General features: G+C 62.1%; 24 protein-coding genes. 16 read left to right on the top strand and 8 right to left on the bottom strand.

Features of this window, described 5'->3' with window-relative positions; all coding sequences use genetic code 11:
* The coding region (locus R4P70_RS00005; protein WP_317830155.1) for an isopeptide-forming domain-containing fimbrial protein at window positions 1-1,574 on the top strand (1,574 nt) is incomplete at its 5' end.
* Window positions 1,575-1,653: 79 nt separating this feature from the next.
* On the opposite strand, the gene R4P70_RS00010 is transcribed toward R4P70_RS00005, so the two are convergent.
* Window positions 1,654-3,735, bottom strand: a complete 2,082-nt coding sequence (locus R4P70_RS00010; protein ID WP_069147418.1) for a PhoX family protein — start codon at window positions 3,733-3,735, stop codon at window positions 1,654-1,656.
* Between the two features lie 234 nt (window positions 3,736-3,969).
* Between R4P70_RS00010 and R4P70_RS00015 the strand changes: the two genes are divergently transcribed.
* The 7 genes from R4P70_RS00015 (at window position 3,970) to R4P70_RS00045 (ending at window position 9,455) form a co-directional block, all read left to right on the top strand.
* A complete protein-coding gene (locus R4P70_RS00015) occupies window positions 3,970-4,206 on the top strand; it encodes a hypothetical protein (RefSeq protein ID WP_019746144.1) in 237 nt (78 codons plus the stop codon).
* Window positions 4,203-5,141: an ABC transporter ATP-binding protein gene (locus R4P70_RS00020; RefSeq protein ID WP_019746143.1), complete on the top strand. Its 939-nt coding sequence runs from the start codon at window positions 4,203-4,205 to the stop codon at window positions 5,139-5,141. Before R4P70_RS00015 ends, R4P70_RS00020 begins: the two co-directional genes overlap by 4 nt.
* Window positions 5,138-5,929, top strand: a complete 792-nt coding sequence (locus R4P70_RS00025; protein ID WP_070797551.1) for an ABC transporter permease — start codon at window positions 5,138-5,140, stop codon at window positions 5,927-5,929. The genes R4P70_RS00020 and R4P70_RS00025 overlap by 4 nt, the downstream gene beginning before the upstream one ends.
* A 21-nt stretch (window positions 5,930-5,950) precedes the next feature.
* Window positions 5,951-7,093 (top strand): sensor histidine kinase, encoded by a 1,143-nt coding sequence (locus tag R4P70_RS00030; protein WP_047889971.1) that lies wholly within the window; start codon window positions 5,951-5,953, stop codon window positions 7,091-7,093.
* Complete coding sequence (locus R4P70_RS00035; protein ID WP_317830156.1) at window positions 7,090-7,704, top strand: response regulator transcription factor; 615 nt, start codon at window positions 7,090-7,092, stop codon at window positions 7,702-7,704. Before R4P70_RS00030 ends, R4P70_RS00035 begins: the two co-directional genes overlap by 4 nt.
* Before the next feature lie 153 nt (window positions 7,705-7,857).
* Window positions 7,858-8,265 carry a YciI family protein gene (locus tag R4P70_RS00040; RefSeq protein WP_021346141.1) on the top strand — a complete coding sequence of 136 codons (408 nt, stop codon included), beginning with the start codon at window positions 7,858-7,860 and terminating at the stop codon, window positions 8,263-8,265.
* Between the two features lie 8 nt (window positions 8,266-8,273).
* Window positions 8,274-9,455, top strand: a complete 1,182-nt coding sequence (locus R4P70_RS00045) for an RNA polymerase sigma factor (RefSeq protein WP_317830721.1) — start codon at window positions 8,274-8,276, stop codon at window positions 9,453-9,455.
* Here R4P70_RS00045 and R4P70_RS00050 read toward each other — a convergent pair.
* From R4P70_RS00050 to R4P70_RS00070, 4 genes are all read right to left on the bottom strand, one after another.
* Window positions 9,441-10,187, bottom strand: coding sequence for an amino acid ABC transporter ATP-binding protein (locus tag R4P70_RS00050; RefSeq protein ID WP_020909781.1), 747 nt, complete (start codon window positions 10,185-10,187; stop codon window positions 9,441-9,443). The genes R4P70_RS00045 and R4P70_RS00050 overlap by 15 nt on opposite strands.
* Before the next feature lie 4 nt (window positions 10,188-10,191).
* A complete protein-coding gene (locus R4P70_RS00055) occupies window positions 10,192-12,009 on the bottom strand; it encodes an ABC transporter substrate-binding protein/permease (RefSeq protein ID WP_317830157.1) in 1,818 nt (605 codons plus the stop codon).
* Between the two features lie 151 nt (window positions 12,010-12,160).
* A complete protein-coding gene (locus tag R4P70_RS00060; RefSeq protein WP_317830158.1) occupies window positions 12,161-13,075 on the bottom strand; it encodes an SMP-30/gluconolactonase/LRE family protein in 915 nt (304 codons plus the stop codon).
* 211 nt (window positions 13,076-13,286) lie between these two features.
* The gene (locus R4P70_RS00070; protein ID WP_317830159.1) at window positions 13,287-13,937 is read right to left on the bottom strand and encodes a hypothetical protein; all 651 of its coding nucleotides are present in this window, start codon (window positions 13,935-13,937) and stop codon (window positions 13,287-13,289) included.
* Window positions 13,938-14,995: 1,058 nt separating this feature from the next.
* Between R4P70_RS00070 and R4P70_RS00075 the strand changes: the two genes are divergently transcribed.
* From R4P70_RS00075 to R4P70_RS00085, 3 genes are read left to right on the top strand one after another with little or no spacing between them, the layout of a single operon-like run.
* Window positions 14,996-15,631: a TetR/AcrR family transcriptional regulator C-terminal domain-containing protein gene (locus R4P70_RS00075; protein WP_007735239.1), complete on the top strand. Its 636-nt coding sequence runs from the start codon at window positions 14,996-14,998 to the stop codon at window positions 15,629-15,631.
* A gap of 36 nt (window positions 15,632-15,667) precedes the next feature.
* The gene (locus R4P70_RS00080) at window positions 15,668-17,173 is read left to right on the top strand and encodes a class I adenylate-forming enzyme family protein (RefSeq protein WP_256065809.1); all 1,506 of its coding nucleotides are present in this window, start codon (window positions 15,668-15,670) and stop codon (window positions 17,171-17,173) included.
* A gap of 10 nt (window positions 17,174-17,183) precedes the next feature.
* The gene (locus R4P70_RS00085) at window positions 17,184-18,875 is read left to right on the top strand and encodes an acyl-CoA dehydrogenase family protein (RefSeq protein WP_256065808.1); all 1,692 of its coding nucleotides are present in this window, start codon (window positions 17,184-17,186) and stop codon (window positions 18,873-18,875) included.
* On the opposite strand, the gene R4P70_RS00090 is transcribed toward R4P70_RS00085, so the two are convergent.
* On the bottom strand, window positions 18,872-19,750 hold the full coding sequence (locus R4P70_RS00090; RefSeq protein WP_317830160.1) for a LysR family transcriptional regulator: 879 nt from the start codon (window positions 19,748-19,750) through the stop codon (window positions 18,872-18,874). The two genes, R4P70_RS00085 and R4P70_RS00090, sit on opposite strands and share 4 nt — an antisense overlap.
* A 146-nt stretch (window positions 19,751-19,896) precedes the next feature.
* Between R4P70_RS00090 and R4P70_RS00095 the strand changes: the two genes are divergently transcribed.
* Genes R4P70_RS00095 through R4P70_RS00105 form a run of 3 tightly spaced genes read left to right on the top strand, consistent with a single transcriptional unit; the run spans window position 19,897 to window position 24,208 of the window.
* Entirely contained in the window at window positions 19,897-21,267 is a 1,371-nt protein-coding gene (locus tag R4P70_RS00095) for an MFS transporter (protein ID WP_047889988.1), read from the top strand.
* Window positions 21,267-22,982 carry an acyl-CoA dehydrogenase family protein gene (locus R4P70_RS00100; protein WP_317830161.1) on the top strand — a complete coding sequence of 572 codons (1,716 nt, stop codon included), beginning with the start codon at window positions 21,267-21,269 and terminating at the stop codon, window positions 22,980-22,982. The genes R4P70_RS00095 and R4P70_RS00100 overlap by 1 nt, the downstream gene beginning before the upstream one ends.
* A complete protein-coding gene (locus tag R4P70_RS00105) occupies window positions 22,979-24,208 on the top strand; it encodes a CoA transferase (RefSeq protein WP_317830162.1) in 1,230 nt (409 codons plus the stop codon). The genes R4P70_RS00100 and R4P70_RS00105 overlap by 4 nt, the downstream gene beginning before the upstream one ends.
* Here the strand turns inward: R4P70_RS00105 and R4P70_RS00110 are convergent.
* Window positions 24,130-24,924 carry an LLM class F420-dependent oxidoreductase gene (locus R4P70_RS00110; protein WP_020971420.1) on the bottom strand — a complete coding sequence of 265 codons (795 nt, stop codon included), beginning with the start codon at window positions 24,922-24,924 and terminating at the stop codon, window positions 24,130-24,132. The two genes, R4P70_RS00105 and R4P70_RS00110, sit on opposite strands and share 79 nt — an antisense overlap.
* Before the next feature lie 283 nt (window positions 24,925-25,207).
* On the opposite strand from R4P70_RS00110, the gene R4P70_RS00115 reads away from it, so the two are divergent.
* Both R4P70_RS00115 and R4P70_RS00120 read left to right on the top strand, forming a co-directional pair.
* Window positions 25,208-25,816, top strand: coding sequence for a ClpP family protease (locus R4P70_RS00115; RefSeq protein ID WP_020909763.1), 609 nt, complete (start codon window positions 25,208-25,210; stop codon window positions 25,814-25,816).
* Between the two features lie 4 nt (window positions 25,817-25,820).
* Window positions 25,821-26,408 carry an ATP-dependent Clp protease proteolytic subunit gene (locus R4P70_RS00120; RefSeq protein ID WP_003945993.1) on the top strand — a complete coding sequence of 196 codons (588 nt, stop codon included), beginning with the start codon at window positions 25,821-25,823 and terminating at the stop codon, window positions 26,406-26,408.
* Here the strand turns inward: R4P70_RS00120 and R4P70_RS00125 are convergent, their stop codons facing one another.
* On the bottom strand, window positions 26,409-26,777 hold the full coding sequence (locus R4P70_RS00125) for a helix-turn-helix domain-containing protein (RefSeq protein ID WP_003946041.1): 369 nt from the start codon (window positions 26,775-26,777) through the stop codon (window positions 26,409-26,411).
* Between the last annotated feature and the right edge of the window lie 14 nt (window positions 26,778-26,791).

A 26,791-nucleotide genomic window follows, 5' to 3' on the forward strand; every position in this document is an offset into this window, starting at 1 on the left:
ACAAGGTCACCGGTACTGCGAAGCCGCCGACCGGTCCGGAGATCACTCCTCCGCCGGTGACGACCGAACACCCGGTGAAGGTTCCGGGGTTCACGGTCGCGAAGACTGCGGATCCGGTCTCGGGTACCAATGTTGCTGCTGGTCAGACGATCACGTACACGGTGACCGGTGCGAACACGGGTAACACGACCCTTGATCCGGTGGTGTTGACCGATGATCTGTCGAAGGTTCTCGACAACGCCGCGTTGGTGGACGGTTCGCTCAAGGCAACTGTCGACGGTGTCGACGCGACTGCGCCGACCCTGTCGGGTACGACGTTGAGTTGGACGGGTGCACTCGAAGCTGGTAAGTCGGTTGTTCTGACCTATCAGGTGAAGATCAACGACGGTGTTGCCGGCGGCGTTCTGATCAACAACAAGGTCACCGGTACTGCGAAGCCGCCGACCGGTCCGGAGATCACTCCTCCGCCGGTCACGACCGAACACCCGGTTGATGGCACTCCCGCAATCGAGGTACTGAAGTCCTCTGACCCGTCCACCACGAACCGTGTGGTTGGCGGCCAGGAGATCACGTACACGCTCACGTTCAAGAATGTGGGCACCGCGGATGGTGAGATCAGCTTCTACGACGATCTGACTGATGTTCTCGACGATGCAGTAATGACGAAGAATCCGGCTACTACTTCCACGCTGGTTGTTTCGGGTGTCGTCGACAACGTCTTCACGGTCACCGGAAAGCTGGCCAAGGGTGAGAGCGCGACGGTGACGTACACCGTCAAGGTCAATCCTGAGATCGGAACGTTGTCAGGTCCCGGATTCACTCCGGGCGTCCTGAACAACTACCTGGTGGTTGGTGGCGAGAACCCGCCGGTGGACTGTGTCCCGGGCGACGCTCTCTGCACCGAACACCCGGTGGACCCGCCGGAGACCACCACCACGGTGCCTCCGACGACCACCACCACGACGCCGCCGGTTACGACGGAGCCCTGTGTTCCTCCGACGACGACCACGCGGATGGTTCCGACCACAACGGTTGCGACGACGACGGCTAGCGCGACCACTGCCGGTGACGCTGATGTGACCGGTACGGAGGAATCCACCACCACGGAGGAGACCACCACAGAGGAGACCACGACAGAAGAAGTTGTCGCGGAGGAGATTGTGGATCCGTGTGGCGTGACGACAACGACGCCGCCGACGACAACGCCGCCGGTCACGACAGTTCCGCCGACCACGACGGTTCCGAACACGACGGTGCCGGTTACACCGACGATCATCATTCCCCCGATCGTCGTTGTGCCTCCGATCGTCGTACCGCCGACGGTTCCGGGTCAGCCGGTTCCGAGCACGGTTCCGGGACAGCCGAAGCCGCCGACAGCAAACCCGGGTCAGCCGGGTCAGCCGAAGCCGCCGACGTCTGCTCCTCAGGGTGGAACGATCAACTCGGGTGGTGGCGCTGGTGAGAGTGGCGTGAACACCGGGTTGCTCGCGGCAGGCGGTTTGGTTCTGCTGCTGGCGCTGGGAACGGGTGTTGTTCTCCTGACGCGTAAGCGTCGCGAGGATGGTGACAACTGATTCTCTTGAGAATCTGAGGTAAACGACGTGGGGCAGATCGCAGAGTATGCGATCTGCCCCACAGTCGTTTTCGTGTGTGTTACGAGCCGAGCCGAGATCCGTCCTTCTTCCATGCTGCAACTACCGACGGGCGAGGCTGGGAGGAACCACCGTCGGGCCAATGGGATGCGGGGCTTTCGATGCTGGCGTCGTCGGTCTCGCCGGGGTGCTGGACGCAGACGATGACGCGCTTCTCGTCCACGATGGGGCCGCAGGTTTCGGCGCCGACGGGAACGGTGAGGAACTGCTTTGTCTCACCGCGGTTTTCGCCTTCGAGGACAACGCTGAACAGTCCGTCGTTGGACTTGAGTGCGTTGCCGTCGGTGGAGATCCACAGGTTGCCGTGCGGGTCGAAGGCAAGGTTGTCGGGGCATGAGATTGGGCTGACCTTGCTCTTGTCGAACCCGCCGAAGTAAGTATCGGCTGTGGCCGGATCTCCGCAGACGAGAAGAAGATTCCAGCCGAAGGTAGTGCCGGCGTGGTCGTCGGTGATTTCGAGGACCTGGCCGTTCTTGTTGTTGTTCCTCGGGTTCGCCTCGTCGGCCGCGGCACCACCGTCGACTCCGCGCTTGGTGTTGTTGGTCAGTGCGACGTAAACCTTGCCGCTCTTCGGGTTTGCCTCGAAGTCCTCGGGGCGATCCATCTTCGTTGCCCCGACCTTGTCACCGGCCTGGCGGGTGAAGACGGCGACCTCTTCGGCGCTCATACCGTCTACCAGCGATTCGCCCTTGCCGTCTTCGCCGGTGCGCAGGATGGCTACCCACTCGCCGGTTCCGTCGAACGTGCCGTCCGACGGGAGTTTGCCGGTTCCGTCGATCTCGCCGGCGGAGTTTCCGCTGAGCTTTGCAACGTACAGTGTTCCGGCGTCGAGCAGAGTCATGTTGTGGCGCATGGCTGCCTGACTCTTGCCGTCCTGCATCTTTCGGCTCGAGACGAACTTGTACATGTAGTCGAAGCGCTCGTCGTCACCGCTGTAGGCGACGACGGTGCCGTCCGACGTGATGTAAATGGTGGCGGCTTCGTGCTTGAAACGTCCGAGCGCTGTGTGCTTGATCGGAGTCGACGACGGATCCCAGGGATCGATCTCGACGACGTATCCGAATCGGTTGACCTCGTTGGGTTCTGCGACCAGATCGAACCGCTTGTCGAAGCGTTCCCACTTTCGCTCGGAAGCGGCTCCGGCCAGACCGTAGCGCTTCAGCCGGGCTGCCACCGTGGGATCGGTGACACCCTCGGCGTTCGCGAAGTACTGGTTGAAGTTCTCTTCGCCGGAAAGCACTGTGCCCCAGGGTGTGACGCCGCCAGCGCAATTGTTGAGGGTGCCGAGCACTTTGGTTCCCGTGGGATCGGCACTCGTCTTGAGGAAGTCGCTACCTGCAGCGGGGCCGGTCACGACAAACTCCGTGGTTCCGGTGATGCGGCGGTTGTTCGATCCGATCTCCGGTACCAGCTTGCCGTTGTCGGATTCGCCCTTGACCTGGACGACCGACAGTCCGTGGCTGGCCAGGCCGATCTTGAACTGCTCCTCGGTCGGGTTCTCCGCATCGTAGCCGCGGAACATCGCCGGCTCGGTGGAGTATTCGTGATTGACCACGAGGAGGTAGGTGTTGGGCTGCCCGTCGACCGGGAGCAGTCCGGCGAAGTCGTTGTTGAATCCGAACTGCAGTTCCTGTGCTGCCGCAGTCTGCTTGTCGAAGTCGAATGCCGGGGCTCCGGCGAGAACGGCGTCACCCCAACGGATGACGACGGCCTGATCGTATCCGTCAGGGACCGTGACCTTGTCTTCCTTGTTGGGCGCGACGGCGTCGAAGTTCGTCCCCGCTGGTGTGGTTCCGCCGCTGCTGCCGCTCGTCGAACCGGTTCCCGGTTCCGCACTTGCGGATTCGTCCGAACATGCGACGAGGGCGCTGCCTGCTCCCACCGCGAGGACTGCCATGCCGCTGCCCCGGAGCATGCCGCGACGAGTCAGTGCCGTGCGTGCGATATCGCGGAAGTATTCGCCGCCCGAGGTGTTGGGGACCTCATGAGAGCACGCGTTTCCGCACTTGTACTGGCAGGTGATCGACGCGCGTGCAGACACGCCGTCGTGTTTGACGAACAAGGCCAAAGGCTTGATAGCCACCGTGAACTCCCGAGATTCGATGTACGGACTTCGGGAACCGTAGAAGCTCTAAGCGAGGGTAAAGGAACGTAAAAATGAACGGCAAAACAACGAGGCGACCCTTACCTGCAATTTACGACGCGTCCCCGCGGGGACGTCGCATGACATTTGTCATCGCCGATCCATGACGGTGTCACCGCAGGTGATGACGCTGTGCACTGTTTTCGTCGCGGACTTCCCGCGAGGCTTGGAGGCATGAGAGAACCACATGAGGGAAGCCTCCTGACGGACCTGATGGACATCGGACCCGCACCCACGATGGGCCGCGAACTTGTTGTGATCGTGGTGAACATCGCGATCATCGGAGGAGTGTTCGCGATCATCGGCTCCAATCCGGTGTCCTGGATTCTTGTTGCCGCTCTCGCGGTCTACGCGGGCATTCGATTCACGATCGGACTGCGCAGCTGGAACCGAGAGGAGGCGCAGCGATGAAGGGCGATCCCGTGATCGACGTAGTCGGAATGTCGCGGCGCTACGGCTCCGGCAAGGAGGCGTTCGATGCTGTTCGCAATCTGGATCTGAGTGTTCAGGAAGGTGAGCTGTTCGGCCTCCTCGGAACAAACGGTGCCGGCAAGACATCCACTCTCGAAGTGATTCAGGGCCTTTCACGAGCCAGCGCCGGTACGGTGCGCGTTCTGGGAATGGATCCGGTGCGCAACCGCAAGCAGATTCGACCGTCGCTCGGCATCATGCTCCAGAAGGGTGGGCTTCCCCAAGACCTGACTGCTCGTGAGAGTTTGGCGATGTGGGCCGGAACGTGCTCGAATCCGCTTCCCGTCGACGAGGTGCTCGAGCGCGTGGACATGCGTGACCGTGGCGATACCCGCGTGAAGTTCCTCTCGGGCGGTGAAGCGCGCCGACTGGATTTGGCGTGCGCGATCATCGGCCGGCCACTCGTACTGTTCCTCGACGAACCGACTACTGGTTTGGACCCCGAAAGTCGGCGTAACACTTGGCAATTGATCGCTGACTTGAAAGCGTCGGGCGTCACCATCATGTTGACGACGCACTATCTCGACGAAGCTGAATCCTTGTGCGACCAATTGGCGATCATGCACCGTGGATCGGTCGTGCGCAGCGGAACCGTGGCGGACGTCGTCGCAGATCATCCCGCCCAGATCAAACTGCACCGCCCAGGCCTTCCGCTCCCAGCGCTGGCCGGCGCCGAGGTGCGCGTCGAAAACGATCTGGTGCTGATCACCACTCGCACCGTCCAGGAGACGCTGACGGAACTGCTGCTGTGGGCGCAGCACAATGATGTCTTGCTGACCGGCTTGGATGCCCGAGCGGCGTCCTTGGAGACAGTATTCCTCTCCATTGCAGACCAATTCGATCATCACGCAACTCTCGAAGGAGCGTCGGCATGAACCGCATAGCAACCCTGTCTCGTTCGGAGTTCACGCTCCTGGGACGAAATCGACTGTTGCTCTTCAATGCAATCGTCCTCCCGCTGATCTTTCCCGTGGGAATGCTGTACCTGTCGCGAGACGGCGGGCTGTCGGACAAGTCGGTGTCGGCAGGCCTCGAGGTATTTGCACTGTTCCTTCTGGTCTTCGTGGTCTTCTACAACCTGCTGTCGGTGTACGCGACGCGCCGTGACGAGTTGGTTCTCAAGCGACTACGGACCGGGGAATGCAGCGACGCCGAGATCCTGGCGGGCCCGGCAGTGCCGTCGTGGGTTCTCACCGCACTGTTGACGGTGGTCATCGGAATCGCCGTGATGGTTCTCGGCGGCAGTGCTCCGGTCAATCCGGTGCTGGTCCTGGTCGCGGTGATCGGCGGCGCCGCGCTCTTCACAGCGCTGGCGTTGATCACTTCGGCTGTCACGCGAAATGCAGAGGCGGCGCAGATCACCTGCATGCCGATTCTGATTCTGGCGACGGCAGGTATGTCTTCGATCAGGAATGTCGTGCCGGACAACATTGCTCGCATTCTCGATTTCACTCCGCTGGCCGCAGTAGTCGACCTTCTCAATCTCGGATGGCTGGGGCGGACCACTGGCGAACTGGCTGATCTGGGCGATGCGCCCGGTGCGGCGGCCGGATTTGTCGACACCTTCGGTTCGGCTGGGCAACCGCTGTTGGTCATGCTGGCGTGGATCGTCGGTTCGGTTCTGATCGCGAACGTCCACTTCCGCTGGGAACCGCGTTCGTAGAACTCTGAGAAGGTAGTGGGCATGATCGCGCAGAACTTCGGACGCTGGAATCCGAGACGGACGTGGCGAACCGCGTCGAACGTCGACAAGGTTCGCCTCTACACGCGGCAATCGTTCATCATGGTCGCAGTGGTTTTCGGTGGCTTCGGTGCGGTCACCGAGATCGTTGCGGATCGGTACCTGTCGGGTGTCTTCCTCGGAATCAGTGCCGTTGCGTGCGGCATCGCCGTCTCTCGGATGTCAGATCTGGGCGGAGTCGTGGCCAAGCCCGTCCAGATTCCTCTTGCCGTGATGACGTTGTCCGCGTTCTGCTCGGCGGGAATCGCCTTGGGAAGCAATGGCGAGAACGGCCCGTACTTCTGGCTCGCGGCAATCCTTGTCGTGCCCCTTGCTGGGTTGACGTCGTTGCGCTGGCTGATCGTGGGCTCGGTGGCCGCCGGGGTCGTACTGGGACTGCTTGCGGGTCCGGAAAGCGGCGTGTCCGTCGGAATCGTCGCCGCCTTCATGGGGCTGACCGTTTACATGTCGGTGTGGCTGCTTCGCATGGTCACCGAATTGGACGAGGCTCGCGGAGCTGCCGCTGCCCTGTCCGTCGCCGAGGAGCGGTTGCGATTTTCGCGCGATCTCCATGACGTCGTCGGGCGTGCGCTGTCTGCAATTGCGGTGAAAAGCGAACTTGCAGCCACTCTTTCACGACGCGGCGACGATCGTGCCGCCGCGCAGATGGACGAAGTACGCGAACTTGCGCAAGATTCTCTCGACGAAGCGCGCGAGTTGGTTCGGGGATACCGGTCCATCGCCTTGGCATCGGAGCTGGCCGGTGCGCAGTCTCTGCTCGAGGCCGCCGGAATCTCCACCGCGATACGTGGATCGGCAGATCAACTGCCGGTGGAACTGGCCGAGGCCGCCGCGTGGGTCGTCCGTGAAGGCGTGACCAACATTCTCCGGCACTCCAGTGCCGAGAATTGCAGCATCGAGGTGTCCGCGGACGGCGTCGTGATTGCCAACGACGGCGCACGGATCGCAGAGCCGAACAACGGAACCGGTCTGAACGGATTGCGCGAGCGCGTCGGCGCCGTCGGAGGAACTGTCGAAACCGTCCAGGACGAAGATCGCTTCACCCTCACCGCCCACTTTCCGTCCCGAACGAAGGAGTCTCGGTGACCGAGCCGATCAAGGTACTGCTGGCCGACGACGAGAACCTGATCCGCTCGGCTCTGGCCATGATGTTGTCGCTCGAGGACGACATCGTCGTCGTGGCAGAAGCCGAATCCGGCGAGGATGCCGTGATCGCTGCTGCAAAGCATCAACCTCACGTAACCGTGCTCGACCTTCAGATGGCGGGTATCGACGGCATCGAGACGGCGCAACAGATTGCGCAGACGGTCTCGGGGTGCGTCTCGATCATCGTGACGAGCCACGGGCGTCCTGGGTACTTGAAGAAGGCACTGTCAGCAGGTGTCCGCGGATTTCTACCGAAGACGACGCCTGCGGCGACGCTCGCCGAGGTGGTCCGCAGCGTCCATGCCGGCGGGAGGTACGTCGACCCGTCGTTGGCTGCCGAGGCGATCGGCGCCGGCGACTCACCGCTTACTCCGCGCGAGGCGGACGTACTCGAATACGCGGCCGACGGGGCATCCATCGAGCAGATCGCTTCCCGGGCACACCTGTCTGCGGGTACCACCCGAAACTATTTGTCGTCAGCTGTCACCAAACTAGGTGCAGCCAATCGGCACGAAGCTGCAGTGATCGCTCGTCGGCAGGGGTGGATTTAGGGCCTCCGGCCCCCGTGCGCCTTTCTGGTTGCGGGCACTACCAAAAAGGCGCACAGGGCCGAAAGCCCTGCGATGTCGAGAATCCCCGACTTGCTTCGTCCCTGTAGTGAAGTGCGACCAGAATGGGTGGCACCGACACAGAGGAGATTCACGATGGCCAAGTACTTGCTGCTCAAGCACTACCGCGGTGCTCCGGCTGCAGTCAACGACGTGCCGATGGACCAGTGGACACCGGAAGAGATCACGGCCCACGTGAAGTACATGCAGGACTTCGCGGATCGGCTCGAGAAGGCGGGCGAGTTCGTCGACGGTCAGGCTCTCGCTCCTGAGGGCACCTTTGTCCGGTACGACGGTGAGGGTCGCCCGCCGGTCACCGACGGTCCGTTCGCGGAAACCAAGGACCTCATTGCCGGCTGGATGGTGATCGACGTCGACAACTACGACCGAGCCGTCGAATTGGCCGGGGAGCTCTCGGCCGCGCCCGGCGCAGGCGGGAAGCCGATTCACGAATGGCTCGAACTGCGCCCGTTCCTGACCGAGCCGCCGACCATCACGGACTGACGACTCTCATGGACGACACGCTGCTTCGAAGTCTGACTCCGAGCGTGCTCGGCATCCTCGTCCGCCGCGGAGCAGATTTCGCGTCGGCCGAGGACGCCGTGCAAGACGCTCTGCTCGAGGCGGTGAGGACCTGGCCGGACAACCCGCCGCGGGACCCGAAGGGCTGGCTGGTCACAGTGGCCTGGCGGCGGTTCCTCGACGGGATCCGGTCGGATGCGGCTCGTCGCAAGCGGGAGTTTCTGGTTGACGAGCAGCCAGGCGAGCGGCCGGTCAGCGGGTCGGTGCCGGGCGTGGACGACACACTCCAGCTCTACTTTCTGTGCGCTCACCCGTCGTTGACGCCGTCGTCCGCCGTTGTACTTACGCTGCGCGCTGTCGGCGGGCTGACCACTCGCCAGATTGCGCAGGCCTACTTGGTGCCTGAGGCGACGATGGCTCAGCGCATCAGCCGAGCCAAGCGCACGGTCTCCGGCGTGCGGTTCGAGCAGCCCGGCGATGTCGCCACCGTTCTCCGTGTCCTTTATCTGGTCTTCAACGAGGGGTACTCCGGCGACGTCGACCTGGCTGCCGAGGCCATCAGGCTCACCCGGCAGCTCGCCGCTGCGATCGATCATCCCGAGGTGGCGGGGTTGCTCGCTCTGATGCTGCTTCATCACGCTCGCCGCGCCACGCGCACTGCCGCAGACGGCAGCCTGGTTCCGCTTGCCGAGCAGGACCGCGGACGGTGGGACACCGAGACGATCGCGGAAGGGGTCGTGATCCTTCAGGGAGCCCTCGCTCGCGACCGACTGGGCGAGTTCCAAGCCCAGGCCGCGATTGCCGCACTTCATGCCGACGCTCTCACAGCAGACGAGACCGATTGGGTGCAGATCGTGGAGTGGTACGACGAACTCGCAGCCCTGACCGACAGCCCGATCGTCCGGCTCAACCGAGCGGTGGCCGTCGGCGAGGCGGACGGACCACGCGCCGGCTTGGCAGCTCTTGCAGCGCTGGACGATTCTCTTCCACGCCATGCCGCAGTCGAGGCCTATCTCCGTGAACGCGACGGAGACCTGGAGACGGCGGCGAGGTTGTATGCCGTTGCAGCGCACAAGGCATCCAACCTCGCCGAACGTGACCATCTGATGCTTCAGGCGTCCAGGATCAACGCCCGTCGATCTCTGAAGCGTCCGGGGTCAGAGAACCTGTGACAGGAACGCCTGCAGTCGATCTGTTTCTGGATCGTCGAAAAGCTGTTCCGGAGTACCGGTTTCGACAACGGCGCCGCGGTCCATGAAGAGCACCTTGTCGGAAACGGAACGCGCGAAGCCCATTTCGTGCGTCACGACGACCATGGTCATACCGGACTTCGCGAGATCGGCCATCAACGCCAGAACGCCCTTGACCAGTTCGGGGTCGAGAGCTGACGTCGCCTCGTCGAAGAACATGACCTCGGGCTTCATCGCCAAGGCGCGGGCAATGGCGACGCGCTGCTGCTGACCACCGGAAAGGTTGCCGGGCCGCGAGTCCGCCTTTTCCTTGAGCCCCACCAGATCCAGCTGCTCGAGCGCGAGCGCCCGAGCTTGTTCCTTGGACAACCCCTTGAGCTTGTTCGGCCCGAGCGCGATGTTCTCGGCGACGGTCTTGTGCGGGAACAGGTTGAAGTGCTGGAACACCATGCCGATTCGCTGGCGAAGCTCGTCGGGATTGTCCTTCAAGACGGACTTCCCGTCGAGCAGCACGTCACCCTGCTCAGGCTCGTGCAGACGGTTCAGCACGCGCAGGAGCGTCGACTTGCCCGAACCGGAGGGCCCGATGACGGTGACGGTGTTTCCGGCGTCGACGTGCAGGTTGACGCCGCGAAGCACCTTGTTTGTGCCGAAGGACAGATGCAGGTCCTTGCCGGTGAGCGATACGGACTTCAGTTCAGAGCTGGTGGTCATGTCCTCAGCCCCTTTCCACGACGATGGCCTGCTCGAGCGGATCCAACGTGCCTGAAGTGTCGGCGCGTCCGGTCCGGAGCCGGTTGTCGATGTAGTTGACGAGGTGCGTCAGCGGGATGGTCAGAGCAAGGTAGAACAAGCCTGCCGCAACGAGCGGGGACAGGCTGCCGGTCTGGGCGTTGAGATCACGTCCGACGGCAAAGAGTTCCCGCTGGGTGACGAGGAGACCGAGGAAGTAGATCAGCGACGAGTCCTTGATCAGCGAGATGAACTGGTTCATCAACGCCGGCAAAACGCGTCGTACACCCTGCGGGATGACGACCAGCGACATGGACTTGCGGTAGCTGAAGCCGAGGGCACGGGAAGCCTCGAGCTGCCCGGACTCGACGCTCTGGATACCGGATCTGAAGATCTCACCGATGTACGCCGACGCGAGCAGCGACAGCGCCGCGACACCGAGCCAGTACGGATTGCTGCCGGTGATTCCCTTGACGATCGGTCCGACGCCGAGCCCGATGATCAAGATGATGACGACGGCGGGCAGGCCACGGAAGATGTCGGTGTAGACGCGGGCGGGCCAGCGCAGCCAACGGGTGCCCGAGATACCGGCGACAGCGAGCAGCATGCCGAGGACCGTGCCGATGATGCCAGACGCGAGCGCAAGGATCAGGGTGTTGGGAAGACCGGTCTTGAGGAGATCGGGGAATGCCTTCTTGTACAGATCCCAGTCGAAGAACGTGTCCTTGAGCTGTTCGAGCGTCGACTTCGGTTGGTACGACGCGGTATCGCCACCGTCACCGTTTGCTGCGTTTTCTGCCGCAATGGCTGCGAAGTCGGGCAGTTCCGGAGTGGCCGCGGCCTTGGATCCGGGCTTCCAGCCTTCAGGGAGTTGGCGCGGTACCCAGTCGGCGTACAGCTGAGACCAGGTTCCGTCGTCGATGACTGCGTCGAGGCCGGAGTTGAGGGCGTCGATCAGCGGCTGGTTTTCCTTGTTCACCGCCCAGCCGACGAAGTTGTTGACCGAGAAGGTGTTCTGGATGATCGAGGTCGGGTCACCGGGAGCGATTGCGCCTTCGGCCTGCTGAGACGGAGCTACCCAGGCGTCGATCTGTCCGGATTTGAGGTTCGCGTACGCCGTGGCGTAGTCGGGAAACTTCACGGGATCGAGCTTGAGCGTGTTCACGACGTAGTCGTCCTGCACGGTTCCCTGCACGACGCCGATGCGCTTGGATGCGTCCAGGTCTCCGAAGCCGGTGATCGGGCTGCCGTTAGGCACGACGAGGGAGAAGTATCCGAAGTCGTAGCCGTTGGTGAAGCCGACGGTGTTGCGACGGTCGTCTGTGGTGGTGATGGACGACGAGCCGACGTCGAAGCGTCGACCGGCAACCTGGGCGAGAAGCCCGGCGAACTCGGTGCCGACGAACTCGACCTTCAGGCCCAGCTTGTCCGCGACGGCCTTCAGCAGCTCGTTGTCGTATCCGGTGTACTGATTATCGGAGTTGACGCAGATGCTCGGGGGCGCGTCACCGAGCGTGCCGACCGTGATGACCCCGGGTTTGATCAAGTTCAGCTTCGAGGTGTCGATCCGATCGACCGGGGTGACGGTGGCCGTGGTGTAGCGGTCTTCGGCGCCCGCACCCGCTGCCGCATCCAGATTGGTGGGGGCCGCGGTTGCGGCTCCCACTCCCGGAGGTGCACACAGGTCTGTAGGGGCTGCCGACGAATCCGAGCCACTCGAGCACGATGACAGAGTCAGCGCCAGGAGGGCAGTGAGGAGCAGTGCCACCACCAGGCGGATCTTCGCTGCGACGGAAGAAAACATGCGAGCAGCGTAAACCTAAGGGTAGCCATTTCTCCGTGTAGAACTGTTGACAGTTTTCGGACAAGCGGCCGCTGCGCTGCGGGCATGCCTTCAAATCAGCGTGATTTTAAGTATCGCCAGGTCGGAGAATCCCGTCTCGAAGAGAACGGAGTTACCGAACCGGTGCGAGTTCGACGCCCGCCGGAGGTACCAGGCGGCGCAGTGTCCCGTCGAAGCCGGTGACGTAGAGCGCCCAGCCGTCGCCGTCCCGCCCGATACGCACTGAACTCGGCCCGGTCCACCCACCCGACAGACCCGAAGCGACGACGCAGGACTTCCCGGTCTCGGGATCTACACGATAGATCGCGCCCTCGAGGTGAGCAGCGACGTAGAGCATCCCATCCCGCGACACGGTCAGATCGTCGAGACCGGGTACCGGGCTCGGGACGGTTGCGACAACGGCCCACGCATCAGGGGTATCCACAGGGACTCGAATGATCTGACCTGTGAACAGATCATCGGTGTACACGGCTCGATGATCCGGACTGAGCGCGAGCCCCTCCGAACGTGGCACTGCGGCCCAATTGGGTACGACGGTTCGGGAGTCATGTTGATAGCGCGACACGCCCTTCGACGGGCCGCCCTCCGTTCCGACCCACGTCGTCAGAAGATCGCCGTCGGGAAGTCGGAGCAAGCCGTTGCCCGCGAAGTCGGCGGGTGCGGACAGCTGATCCGTCGTGGTGTCCAGTTGCCACAGCTTGCCGTCCTGTCTGGTGAGGAAGGACAGCCTCGAACCGTCGAGCTGCAAACCGCCAGGAGCAGCAATGCCGTCGAGGACGGTTCGTACCTGTCCTTCGGCGTCGACGTGATAGATCTTCGACTCGCCGGAGAGGTAGAACCCGCCGTTGTCATCGGTCTCGAGGTTTTCGAGCTGTTCCAACCCTTGGGCTACGGTCTCGACCTGCCAATCGCCGCACATCGGCGCGGTTGTCCAGGTGGCCTCCGCCGGTTTCGCCGCGGCAGCGGTCCCGGCTGCGATTGCCGCGACGATCAACAACGCCCGAGTTCGGTTGCGTGATAGCCCCATTGCGCACAACTTACGGCAAATCGGACCAATATCAAACGGTCTGGTCGGTATAGCCGACGCCCAGGGGGTCGCTCCAGGTGGTCCACACGTCTGGCCCGAGTTCGATCTCGGCTGTGGTGAGTAGACACGCGTCGAGTTCTCGGTGCAGTCGAGACGGGTCGATGGATTGGCCGATGAAGGCGAGTTCTTGTCGGCAGTCACCGACAGGCAGTCAGTACCAAGGACCTGGGTAGGCCCCGTTCGGGCTGTGCACCAAGACCGCTCGCTCTTTGCACATATAGAAACCATCCCCGTCGAAGCAATTGACGTACTGATTTGTCACCGGCCCTTTGATTGACAAGATCCAATCCGTGCCGATTAGATCCATCGGTCGCGCGCTCCACCCCTGAGACACTTTGGTGAGCGTTCGAAGGTCGGTGACGGAACTCTCGGTGTCGTTCTTGATGTAAAGATAGTTTCCTGCAACGTAGATTTCGCTGAAGTTCAGACCGGAAACTTCAGAACCAATTTTACGTAGCACGTAGTCATTCTTTTTAATATCGAATATGTTGATAAAGTTGTTCTTATCGACATTGTCCCGACGGTATGTTAATAATAGGTCACCATGTCGCTGCATCCCCTCCGCATAGGGCGATAACGGTCCGATCAACTTCTTCGAAGAAGCGTCGAAGTAGAAGACGTCGTTGTCCGGGTTCTTGTATCCATGCCTCAGGAACCAGCCATAATTGGACTGCCCTTGAAAGTCCTTTCCTTCGGTGGCTCGCTGGAATCCGCTCAGATTCTGAAGCTCCGACCCAGTTGAGGCGTCGTTGATGACTACCTTCAGCCCACTCTCGAAACCTATCTCGCGAACAAAGGCCAACCCGTTGAAGCTCGAGTCGTAGACTGGGCCATCGTTACGCTCCCATGTCGGCTCTAGGGTGTCGAGATCGAAGCCCGTGAAATTGTTACCAACGCGTACGATAAATCCGAAATTGGTCGCAGCAATTTCGTCGATCGAAGTTCCGATCGGTGCTGGCCACGCGTAATTCGCAACTGCACCTGGTGTATCCAGTGCATACGAGACAGTTCTGGTTAGGGGTTTTCGACCTCGGGTCCCGACGCGGGAATGCGGAGGGACAGGATGTAAATGATGCGGAGGCGGTCCGGTGGTCCAGCTACTGTGCAATACGCTTTCACAAGCTCTTCGGACGACGTAACAGATGGTATGGGTAGCGGAAAGAATTTTCCACTCAGAGAGTCGAAGACTACACCGTCCTTGGGTAACTCTTCACTGTTGTTGCACCCCAGGGAGAAGGTTCCAGGACTTCGATTGATCGTGAAAGTGTCATTTGTATGTTCATCTTCTGGAACTTGGACGGATTTTGGGATCGACTTCTCTGGTGGCATCACTGTCGAGGTGCTGTTCTGATTTGAGGAATAGCTGGAAACGGATGGAATCGACGTCGGAGAAGGGTTCGACGCGTCGATGTTGCGAGCTTCGGAGCATCCCGCCGATAACGCCGAAATCAGCAGGAGTGAAAATAGAATCCACGGCTTCGACCGCGCCTGGGACATAGGTTACTCCTCAAAGTCTTACGCAATTGATGCCGGAAGATTGTGTTCAGAAATAGTCTGTGGAGGGTAGCAATCATTTTCAGATAAATGACCGAGGTTGAAGAAATTTCATCTGAACAGACGACAATGGCAGCATTGCTTGGTCAGATGCTGTCGCGTAGCAATCGTCCGGACTCGGTCGACAGTCAGAAGTGTGGAGGAAGGCACCCGTCGTATCGAAGCGCAGCCAGCGCAGTCGAACGTTCCCGATCGCGGGGTTGATGTGAGTGTTTCGCAGCAACTTTGGGTCGTACCGGGAGAAATTGTTTGCCATACAAACAACGCCGAGTTATTGTTTGTCATACAAACAAGTAGGAGTTCGTGATGGTCACCGAGTCAGTTCCCGCAGCGCGCGCGACGCGTGAGTCGGGCAAGCAGACGCGCATGGCACTGTTCAACGCTGCAACCGAGCTCTTCCTCGAACATGGCGACAGCGTGTCCATCGCGCAGATCTGCACCGCCGCCGGCGCCCATCCAAACCAGGTGACCTACTACTACGGCTCAAAAGAGAAGCTCTTCGTCGAGGTGGCGTGTGCAGCCGTTCTGCGCGCAGGCAAGCGTGCCGAGGTCGATGCCGCCGACGCCGACACCGTGGGCGACTACACCGAGAAGCTGGTCGGATCACTCCTCGGCTCGGGCGCTCCCAGTGTCGAACTGTTCGTGGAAGCGATGATGATGACGGGTCGCCGTGGTGAACTCCGCGATCTGATCTCCGAGACGCTTCGCACTCTGCATTCCTCGGGTGAAACAGCCCTCCTCCGTACCTTGATCCGCACCGGCTGGCAGCTGCGCGCGGGCATCGACGTCGAATCCAAGGCCTTCTGGTCTGCGATCTTCGGCCTCGTCATTCAGAAAACTGCCACCGGCGAGAGCTTCGGTTACTCCCTCGAGGAGGCGGTCGCCGTCATCTTCGCCACTCTCCAGATACCCGACGCCGTACTCAACAGCTCGATGGAATGAACTCTCTTCGAGCGTGATTCTCCGACAAGGACTTCGATGAATATCGTTCGCGTATTCGACAGCAACGTCACCAAGACCCCGGACAAACCCTTCCTGATGTTCGACGGTCACGATCACACGTACTCCCAGGTTCAGGACGGAAGTCGACGCGCCGCAGGCTATTTGCAGTCGTTGGGCGTGCAGCCGGGCGACCGCGTCGCGCTGATGTGTTACAACACTCCGGGATTCGTGTACGCGATGCTCGGTGCCTGGCGCTTGGGCGCCGTCGTGGTCCCCATCAACCACAAGATGCAGACTCCGGAAGTTGCCTACGTGCTGGGACATGCGAAGGTGTCGGTGTGCGTCTTCGACGGTGAGTTGGCGCCGGTTGTCGGTCGACTGGAGACAACGGCCAAGCTGATCAGCACGGACTCTGTCGCAGACGGTTTCGACTTCTTCGACGACGCCATCACCCGCCAAGAGGGCGTTGACGGTATCGACATCGACGAGAACGATCCGGCTGAAATCCTCTACACCTCGGGGACTACCGGCTCGCCCAAGGGCTGCGTCCACAGCCACCGCAACGTCGTCGGTGTTGCCGTCACCGCGGCCCTCGCCGTGTCGACGACTCGGGACGAGCGCCTGCTCATGGCCGTCCCGATCTGGCACGCTTCCCCGCTCAACAACTGGTTCATGTCCACGCTCTACATGGGCGGAACCGTCGTGCTGCTGCGCGAGTACCATCCCGTCAAATTCCTGGAAACTGTTCAGGAACAACGTATTACCCTCTGCTTCGGCCCGCCGGTCATCTACACCACTGCACTCAACCTCGTGCCGAACTTTGCCGACTACAACCTCGGTAGCGTTCGTGCGTGGTTGTACGGCGGCGGACCGATCGGCGCGGATGTCGCTCGGCGACTGGTGGAGTCGTACGGCACCACCGAATTCCGGCAGGTCTACGGCATGACCGAGACCGGGCCGGTGGGCACTGTGCTGTACCCCGAGGAGCAGTTGAGCAAGGCGGGCTCGATCGGCCGCGTCGCGCTGGCCGGAGTCGACCTGCGCCTGGTTGCCGATGACGGCACCGACGCGGAGCCCGATCAGATCGGTGAGATCTGGCTGCGTGCCGACACCGTCATGCAGGGGTACCTCGACGACCCCACTGCCACGAAGGCTGCTTTTGCCGACGGAGGTTGGTATCGCACCGGCGATCTGGCGCGCAAGGATGCGGACGGTTACCTCTTCATCGTCGACCGCGCGAAGGACATGATCATCACGGGCGGTGAGAACGTCTACTCCAAGGAGGTCGAGGACGTGATCTCCGGCCACCCGGACGTCGTCGACGTCGCCGTTGTCGGAAAACCCAACGAAGAATGGGGCGAGACCGTCGTCGCGCACGTCGTCTGGCGTGAACCGGATGTCATCAGCGCCGACGACATCAAGGACTACCTCTCGGACAAGTTGGCGCGCTACAAGATTCCGCGTGAAGTGGTGTTCGCGACCATTCTTCCGCGTACACCGACCGGCAAGATCCAGAAGCACCTCATCCGCGCAGCGAGCTGAAAGGCCTGTCATGACTGATATTTCCGAGAAGACCGTCACCCACCCGGCTCCGCATCGCACCCATGCAGTGCTCAACCAGTCGGTACCGCGCACGGACGTCAACGAGTTCCTGCTCGATACGGTCCTGGCCGAAGGGGTCGCGCGCCACGACGCCGATTGGGCCACAAGCGAACTCACCGACGTCGGTGAACTGGTTGGCAGTGCTGGATTCCAGCACGACGCCGAGCTGGCCAACACGGTGATCCCCGAATTGAAGACCTTCGATCGCTGGGGAAACCGCATCGACGAGGTCGAATACCATCCGTCGTATCACCGGATCATCTCTGCCGCCGTAGCGCACGGTGCTCACACCTCTGCCTGGGCTGACCCGAAGCCGGGCGCCAACGTGGCTCGGGCCGCGGCATTCATGCTCTTCTCCCAGGTCGAACCGGGCCACGCGTGCCCGATCTCCATGACGCACGCCGTGATCCCCTCGCTCGAGCTGCAACCCGATGTAGCCGCCATCTGGACCCCGCGTGCCCTTTCTCGGAGCTACACCCCCGAGTTGGATGCTCCCGGAAAGGCATCCGCGATATTCGGAATGTCGATGACGGAAAAGCAGGGCGGCTCCGACGTGCGAGCCAACACGACCATCGCCAAGCCGGCCGGACGTGGCGGCCCGGGTGCGGACTACCTGCTCACCGGACACAAGTGGTTCTGCTCCGCGCCGATGTCCGACGCCTTCCTGGTTCTCGCTCAGGCCGAAGGTGCTGCCGGTGAGGGGCTTTCCTGCTTCCTTCTCCCCCGCATCCTGCCTGACGGCACACGCAACGTCTTCCGCATCCAGCGTCTGAAGAACAAGCTGGGCAACAAGTCCAACGCGTCGTCCGAGATCGAACTCGACGGCACCGTCGGCACCATGATCGGCGAACCGGGTCGTGGCGTGCGGACCATCATCGAAATGGTGTCCCAGACGCGACTCGACTGCATCCTCGGCAGCACGGCAGGTATGCGTCAGTCGGTCGCCGAAGCGGTGTGGCACGCACGGCACCGAAGCGCTTTCGGTGCCGTCCTGGCAGATCAGCCGGCGATGACGTCGGTGCTCGCCGATCTGGCTCTCGAATCCGAAGCCGCGACCATCACCGCACTGCGATTGGCTCGCGCGCAGGACGAGGACGCGGACGAGCAGGAAAAGGCGTTCCGCCGACTCGCGACGGCTGTTGCGAAGTACTGGATCTGCAAGCGCGGCCCGCACCACTCCTACGAGGCACTCGAATGCCTGGGCGGTAACGGTTACACCGAGGACTTCCCGCTTGCCCGTCGCTACCGTGAGCAGCCCGTCATGGCCGTGTGGGAGGGGTCGGGCAACGTCATCGCACTCGATGTCCTGCGCGCGATGACCCGTGAACCCGATTCCGTTGCCGCCTTCGACCACGAGGTCAACCTCGCTCGCGGCAACAACCCGGTCCTCGATCAGCACCTCGATCGGGTACGACGCCAACTCGGTGAGCTCGCCACGATGGCACCCGCCGACGCCCAGCTCCGCGCTCGGACCGTCGTCGAGGCAATGGCGTTGGCGCTGCAGGCTTCGCTCATGGTGCGCCACTCCCCGGCCGCCTCGTCCGATGCGTTCATTGCCGCTCGCCTCGGCGCCGACCGTGGTCACGAGTACGGAACTCTGCCTGTGGGAACAGATTTCGCCGGAATTCTCGCGAGAGCCTAAGGCTGCTCCCTCAGTACCCTGGTGACGGTGTGTACTGCCGGCGTCGGATTGTTCGGTCGCCATGCCATCGCGATTTTCAGCGTGGGCGTGGCCCCGGCGATCGGCAGGTACACGACCCCGTCCATGGACAGATGCGCCGTCGACTCCACGACGACGGCGATCCCGACCCCCGCTCCGACCATGGCCAACAGGCTGTACGGATCGGGGGCTTCGTGCGCGCCGGTGGGCGTGAAACCTGCTGTGGCGCAGACGGACAACGTCGCATCGCGCACCACCGAGCCGTGCTCGGCGGGATACATCACGAATCGCTCGGTTGCCAGGTCTTCCGGTGACACCGAGTCCCGGGTACTGAGGTGATGCCTGGCCGGAACCGCGACCATCAAGGTTTCCTCGCGCACAGTGTGAGTCTCGAATCCGCGCGGAATGGGCAGGCCGACTATGCCCATGTCGAGTGTTCCGCGTCGGAGAGCGTCGAGCACCTCACCCGAGTACATCTGCGGCCGTAGGTCCAGTTCGATTCCCGGATGGGAGTCGGCCAGCGATCGTGTGAGGGCCGACAGCACCGTGTAGCCGCCCGTTCCGCCGAAACCCACCGTGACACGGCCTGTTTCCCCGGTCGACGCCGCTGATGCGATATCCCGTACGACGGCGATCTGCGCTTCGATGATTCGTGCGGGCGTGACCAAGGCTTCGCCGGCTGCGGTCAATTGCACTGATCTGGTGGTCCGGACAAACAGGTCGGTGCCGAGTTCGCGCTCGAGCGCCCGAATGGTCTGGCTGAGCGGCGACTGCCCGATGTGGAGTCGCTCGGCGGCCCGGCCGAAATGAAGTTCGTCGGCGACTGCGAGAAACGCGCGCAGCTGACGCAATTCCATGTCGCTCCTCCCGGGTTTCATTATGTGGTTCTCTCACATAAATGAGTCGAACTAAGTCTTGGACTCTACATGGATTTCGGACGATAGTGATTCACGCCTCACATTGCATCCCTTGGTGATGCCCGACGCGAGAATCAGGGAGAACCGTGGATCAACACCCAGGTCAAGACACCAATCCGCCTGAATACAACACCAAACAGGCGCGCAAGGCCGGAATCACGGCGTTTGTCGGAACGACTATCGAGTGGTTCGACTTCTACATCTACGGAACCGCATCCGCCTTGGTGCTCGGCCCGCTGTTCTTCCCGGATGCGTCGCCGGCGGTGGGAACACTCGCCGCCTTCGCGACTTTTGCCGTGGGATTCGTGGCTCGTCCGGTCGGCGGAGTGGTGTTCGGTCATTTCGGAGACAAGTTCGGTCGCAAGAACGCCGTGATCATCACCCTCGCGCTCATGGGGTTGGGAACTGTCGGTGTCGGCCTCCTCCCTACGTACTCCCAGATCGGGATCTGGGCACCGATACTGCTTGTGGCACTGCGTGTTCTCCAGGGCATTGCCATGGGCGGCGAATGGGGTGGCGCCGTATTGATCGCTACCGAGTTCGCTCCCCCGAAGAAAAAGGTGCTCTACGGTGCGTTTGCGCAGCAGGGTTCACCGGTCGGCAACCTGCTCGCGACGCTGGCCTTCCTCGGCCTGACGTTGATGTCGGATTCCGTGTTCGAGTCGTGGGGTTGGCGTCTGCCGTTCCTCGGATCCGCAGCTTTGGTGATCGTCGCTCTCTACATCCGACTGCACATCTCCGAGACACCCGAGATGAAGAAGGCTGTTGCGGCACAGGAACGTACACGGATGCCGCTGGTTGAAGTGTTGCGTTCGCATCCCGTCGAACTTGCTCTCGGCGTCGGCGCTGTGGTTGCCGGTGTTGCCATCACGTACGTCAAGACAACCTTTGCGCTCTCTTGGGCGACAACGGATCTCGGCTTCGAGCGCAGTGACTTCCTCCTCGTGATCACCGTGGCACTGGTAGCCCAGGCGCTCGTACAGCCTTTCGGCGCTGTGCTGGCCACGCGGATCGATCCGTCGAAAGCGGTCCGTTGGATGCTGCTTCCGGAGATCGTGCTCCTACCACTGATGTTCGTGCTGGTTCAGACGGGCTCCGTGCCCTTGGCGATTCTGGGTATGGTCCTCGCGACGGCGCCTCACGCAATGTATTACGCCGCGTTGGCCGGCATCCTGGCGCAGGTTTTCCCCACCAATGTTCGGTATACCGGCATCTCTCTGTCGTACCAATTGTCGACCGCCGTATTTGCCGGAACGGCCCCGATGGTCAGCCAGTATCTGCTGACGCGAACCAACTCGATCTGGCCGGTCGTCGCTCTTGGGCTCGTGTATGTCGTTCTCTCCCTTGTCTGTATGACGGCATTGTTGCGCAGGAGTGCGCTGCACGCGCAAGGGCTGGAGTCGACGAGCTCCTCGAACATGACCGATGTTTCCACCCTGAAAGGCGTTGACCACTGATGAACTTTGCACACACCGACCCCGCTCTGACAGCGGTAGTGGACAGATGGACCGCCGGGGCGGACCGAGAGACGTTGAACGGATTGCTCGACCGACTGGGCCGAGATGCCGCCGGCCGTTTGTCCGAGCTTGCCGACATTGCAGACAAGAACCCGCCGGTGCTGCAGCAATTCGACAAGGCCGGTGACCGCGTCGACCGGATTTCCTATCACCCGGCCTACCTGGAACTGTGCCGGGCGGCGTACAACGAGTACGGCCTGTCCGCCATGTCGCACCGAAAAGGGTTGCACGGATGGGACTCCGTGCATCCGCCACTCGCGAAGTACCTCGCGTCGTACATCTTCGTGCAGGCAGAGTTCGGGCTGGCCTGTCCGGTGTCGATGACAGATGCTGCTGCGCGGACCCTGCGTATGTTCGGTGATCCGGCCGTGTTCGCGCCCTGGATCGACGCGTTGACGTCGACGGACCCCGAGCAGGCGAAGACGGGTGCGATGTTCATGACCGAGATTCAGGCAGGAACCGACATCGCCTGCACCGAAACACGCGCCGAGCCCGACGGTGACGGATGGGTTCTGACGGGCAAGAAGTGGTTCGCCTCCAACCCGGATGCCGATGTGATCATCACCCTCGCAAGATTCCCGGGCGGACAGGATGGTTCGACGCGTGGAGTTGGAATGTTCATGGTGCCCAAGACCTTGGGATCCGGCGAGCGCAACAACCTCACGATCGATCGTCTCAAGGACAAGCTGGGTACGCGTTCGATGCCGAGCGGCGAGGTGACGCTGAACCGCGCGCACGCACTCCAGGTCGGTGAACTCGATCGAGGGTTCCGCCAGATGGCGGAGATGGTCAACACGTCTCGCCTGTCCAATGCGATGCGTTCGAGCGCTCTCATGCGCCGAGCAGTCCGCGAAGCCGTCGAACATTCGAAGAGTCGAGTCGTGTTCGGTAAGAAGCTCTTCGACCAGCCGCTGATGCGGGCGACGCTTCTTCCCCTTGCACTCGATGCCGAGGCTTCGCTGGCCCTGGTCGCGTACAGCGCACAGTGTCTTCAGGCAGCAGACGGCGGCGACGAACAGGCGCGCGCACTGATCAGGGTACTGACGCCGATCGCCAAACACTTTGTCTGCAAACGCGCGCGGGCGGTCACCGGCGAGGCCATGGAGGTGCGCGGAGGAAACGGCTACATCGAGGATTGGGCCAACGCGCGACTAGTGCGGGATGCCCACTTGGGCTCGATCTGGGAGGGCTCGAGCAATGTCATTGCGCTGGACGTACTTCGGTGCCTGCGCAAGTTCAACTCGCACCGCACGGTCGCGGGAGCTATGACGGACATCCTGTCCACCGTCGGACCGGACTGCGAAGCCGGGGCCGGAGTTCTGTTGCGGCGCTGGGAGGAACTGGTAGAGGAAGGAGATCGTCTGATCTGCGGATCTGACGATGCCGCCCAGGCCGCCAGCGCAAAGTATGCCGACGAGCTCGCTCGTGCCGTCATGGCGACCCTGCTTTTCGATCTTGCGGATCACGGCATCCGACACGGTAATGGGTACCGGTCACTGCTGGTGGCTAATTCCTACCTGGCCGGTCTTGCCGGGAAGGTGCCGTCGGCTGCGCTCGGCAATCTCGACGTGATCACCGACGGCGGTGACGTCGAGCTGGATGATGCACGTGACGTCGTAGCCGAGTTCCTCTCTGTAGCAGGTGGTCATCGGTGAACTCTCCAACAGGCCCCACACCCCTCGCCGGTGTCCGTGTTCTGGATCTGTCGAAGATCCTTGCCGGGCCGTACGCAACCATGTCGCTTGCCGATCTCGGTGCCGACGTCACCAAGATCGAACACCCTGAAGGCGGCGACCCCACGCGTTCGTGGGGGCCTCCCTTCGTCGGGGTAGATGCCGCCTACTACCTCGCGATCAACCGCGGTAAGAAGTCGGTCACGATCGACCTCAAGTCCACCGAAGGACAGGAGATCATCCACCGCATGCTCGAAGAGACCGATGTAGTCGTGGAGAACTTCAAGCCGGGCAGCGGATTACAGAAGATCTTCGACTACCAGGCACTGTCCGAGCGATACCCGCATCTGATCACCCTGCACATCTCTGCCTTCGGTGAAGAAGGACCGCTGCGCGACGAACCGGGGTACGACATGATCGCGCAGGCCGCGGGTGGGCTCATGTCGCTCACCGGTGAACCGGGTGGTGCTCCGATGAAATCCGGGTTTGCTTTGGGAGACTTGGGCGCAGCGCTTTTCGGACTGGTCGGTGTCCTGGCTGCATTGGTCGAGCGAGGCCGGACCGGGCGCGGACAGTACGTGACCACGTCGCTGTACGAGTGCCAACTCGCGATGCACGTGAACTGGGCGACCAGTTACTTTGCCACCGGTGAGCGCCCGACTGCGTTGGGCTCCGGTCATCCGAATCTTGCTCCGTATCAAGCATTTCCTGCCAGCGACGGGTACTTCGTCGTCGCTGTCGGCAACGACGGGATGTGGGCGTCGCTGTGCGAGGCCATCGGAAGGAGTGAACTGGTCACCGATCCGCGTTTCGTCCACAACCGCGACAGGGTGGAGAACCGCGAGAGTCTGGAACGAGAACTCACCAGCGCCTTCACATCGGAAACCGTCGAACACTGGTGCGCTCTTCTCGCCGAACGCGCCGTGCCGGTGTCACCGATCCGCCATCTCGACGAGATCTACTCCGATCCCCACACCGCCGCGCTCGGAATGGTCGGAACCGTCGACCATCCGACGCTCGGACCGTTGAAGCAAGTGGCCTTTCCGGTCAACTTCTCCGGCCAGAGGCCACGTCTGACGTCGGCGCCGCCCGTTCTCGGCGCCGACAACGACGAAGTCCTTGGTACCGCTCAGGCCAGCCCGCTCAACGCAGGCGGTGTGTTGTCGTCGCGCCAAGCGATGGCCTCGGCAAGCGTCGTGAGGTCGTAGTCCGGTCCGCTGACGCCGACGGTGAAGAGCGAGACACCGTCGGCGACCAGGTCAGCAGCATTCTCGAGCCCAGGCCACGGAACCGAGTGCTCTACTTCCAGCGGGTTCCGGCCTACGTCGGCGCAATGGTCGGAGAGGATGCCTGACTTGCGCAGGTGTGTCTCGCGGTCACCGAAGCTGTGCCAGACGTCGGCGTACTCGGCGACCAGGCGCAGGGTCTTCTTCTCGCCGCCACCGCCGATGAGGACCGGGATGTTGCGCGTCGGCGGCGGGTTGCCCTTCGCCAGGCGGCCTGTGATGCGGGGGAGGTATTCGCCCAGCAGTTTCAGCCGTGAACCGGGAGTGCCGAAGTCGTATCCGAACTGGTCGTAGTCCTTCTCGAACCAGCCGGCACCGATACCGAGGATCAGGCGTCCGCCGCTGATGTGGTCGACGGTTCGCGCCATGTCGGCCAGCAGATCCGGATTGCGGTAGCCACCACCGGTGACCAGGGCGCCGATTTCGACGCGTTCGGTCTGCTCGGCCCAGGCGCCGAGCATGGTCCAGCATTCGAAGTGGGCGCCGTCGGGATCGCCGGTCAACGGGTAGAAGTGGTCCCAGTTGAAGACGATGTCCACCCCGGCGTCCTCGGACCGCAAGACGGCGTCGCGTATCAACCCGTAATCGGGTGCGTGCTGGGGTTGGAGTTGAACACCGATGCGTACCGGACGAGTCATGCCACGCTCCTGACGAGAGGAATGGTTGTCTTCTCCCATCATGGCCGGGTGTGCGCGGTACCGCTACCGCCGCCGTCGGTGACGGGTTTGCCCGCACTTGTACCCACCCCTTTTCGAGCGAACGGTACTTTCGGCGCCTTAGATCGACTGAACGTGCCGTTCGCTCAAACAGGGGGGCGGGCAAAAAAGGGGCGGGCAAAAAAGGGGCGGGTAAAAACAGGGGCGATCTGCCCACAGCAGACAGGCGGGGCCCCGGCATCGCTGCGCCGGTAGGAATGGATTCATGACTACTGAAGCGCCCACCGATACCGGCTACCGTGACCTGTTGACAGACAGGCTCTTCCGACAGCGAACGATTCTGCTCACCGGCGAGGTCAACGACGCCATGGCCGAACGTGTGTGTTCGGAACTGGTGCTCCTCGCCACCACGGACCCCAAGCGCGACATCGTGCTGTACATCAATTCACCCGGCGGATCGGTGTTTGCCGGCCTGGCCATCTACGACACGATGAAGCTCATCCCCAACGACGTCGTGACGGTCGCGATGGGCTTCGCGGCCAGCATGGGCCAGGTGCTTCTCTGCTCCGGCACCCACGGCAAGCGAATCAGCCTGGCGCACAGCCGCATCATGATGCACCAACCTTCGGCAGGTATCGGTGGCACTGCGGTGGACATTGCGATCCAGGCCGAGAGCCTCGAGCTGATGAAGCGTCAATCGCAGGAAATCCTCGCCGCCGAAACGGGCCGGACCGTCGAAGAGATCGAGACCGACAGCGATCGGGATCGCTGGTTCACCGCCGAGCAGGCGCGCGAGTACGGAATCGTCGACCGCGTCGTGACGTCCTTCGCCGAGATCGCACCGCAAGCCACCTTCCCCAAGATCGGATTGTGACGTCATGTCCCAGTACACGATTCCCAGTGTCATCGAGCGAACACCAACGGGTGAGCGATCTTTCGACATCTTCAGCAGGCTGCTCAACGAACGCATCGTCTTTCTCGGCACAGAGATCGACGACGGCGTCGCCAACGTCGTGATGGCTCAGATGCTGCATCTGCAAGCCGACAACCCGGATCGCGAAATCGGTTTGTACATCAACTCTCCCGGCGGTTCCACCACGGCGATGCTCGCGATCTACGACACCATGCAGTTCTTGAAACCGACGATTTCGACGTACTGCATGGGTCAAGCGGCTTCGGCTGCTGCAGTGCTTCTGGCCGCAGGCACTCCGGGCCATCGGCATGTTCTTGCCCATTCGCGGGTGCTGCTGCATCAACCGTCGACGCAAGGTAGCGGCACCATCTCGGACCTCGCGCTTCAAGCAGCCGAGATCCTGAGAATCCGGGAGCAGACCGAGGCGATTCTGAGTAAGCACACCGGTCAGAGCGTCGAGCGGCTCCGCAAGGACACCGATCGCGACAGGATCTTCACTGCCGACGACGCTATCTCCTACGGACTGGCTGACACCCTCATCGAAGGGAACTGATCAGGCTGCCATCAGGACGGGACCGGAGATCGGTGCGGGAGAATGTCCGAAGGTGAGGGAGTTGAGCGCAACGATCCTGTTGCCCGCTCGGAACAGCAGGTGCTCGAGCGGCATCCCGAGCGCTTCGCAGATGGCGCGCAGAATTTCCGACGACGGTTCCTTCTTGCCCCGTTCGATCTCGGAGAGGTACTGCTTCGACATCCCGACCTTTGCGGCTACGTCGTCGAGAGTTCGGTCCTGATCGCGTCTGACCTCCCGCAGCACTCGTCCGTAGGCTTCACGAATCAGCGGGGGTTTGCGCACGGCGACAGCCGGATCGGGGAGTTCCGACTCACCCTTGACCAGGACCAGTCTGCGCGGCGCATCCATAGGCCGAGTATTCC

Origin of the sequence: Rhodococcus sp. IEGM 1241 (assembly GCF_033142365.1) — a bacterium.
Taxonomy (GTDB): Bacteria; Actinomycetota; Actinomycetes; order Mycobacteriales; family Mycobacteriaceae; genus Rhodococcus_F; species Rhodococcus_F erythropolis.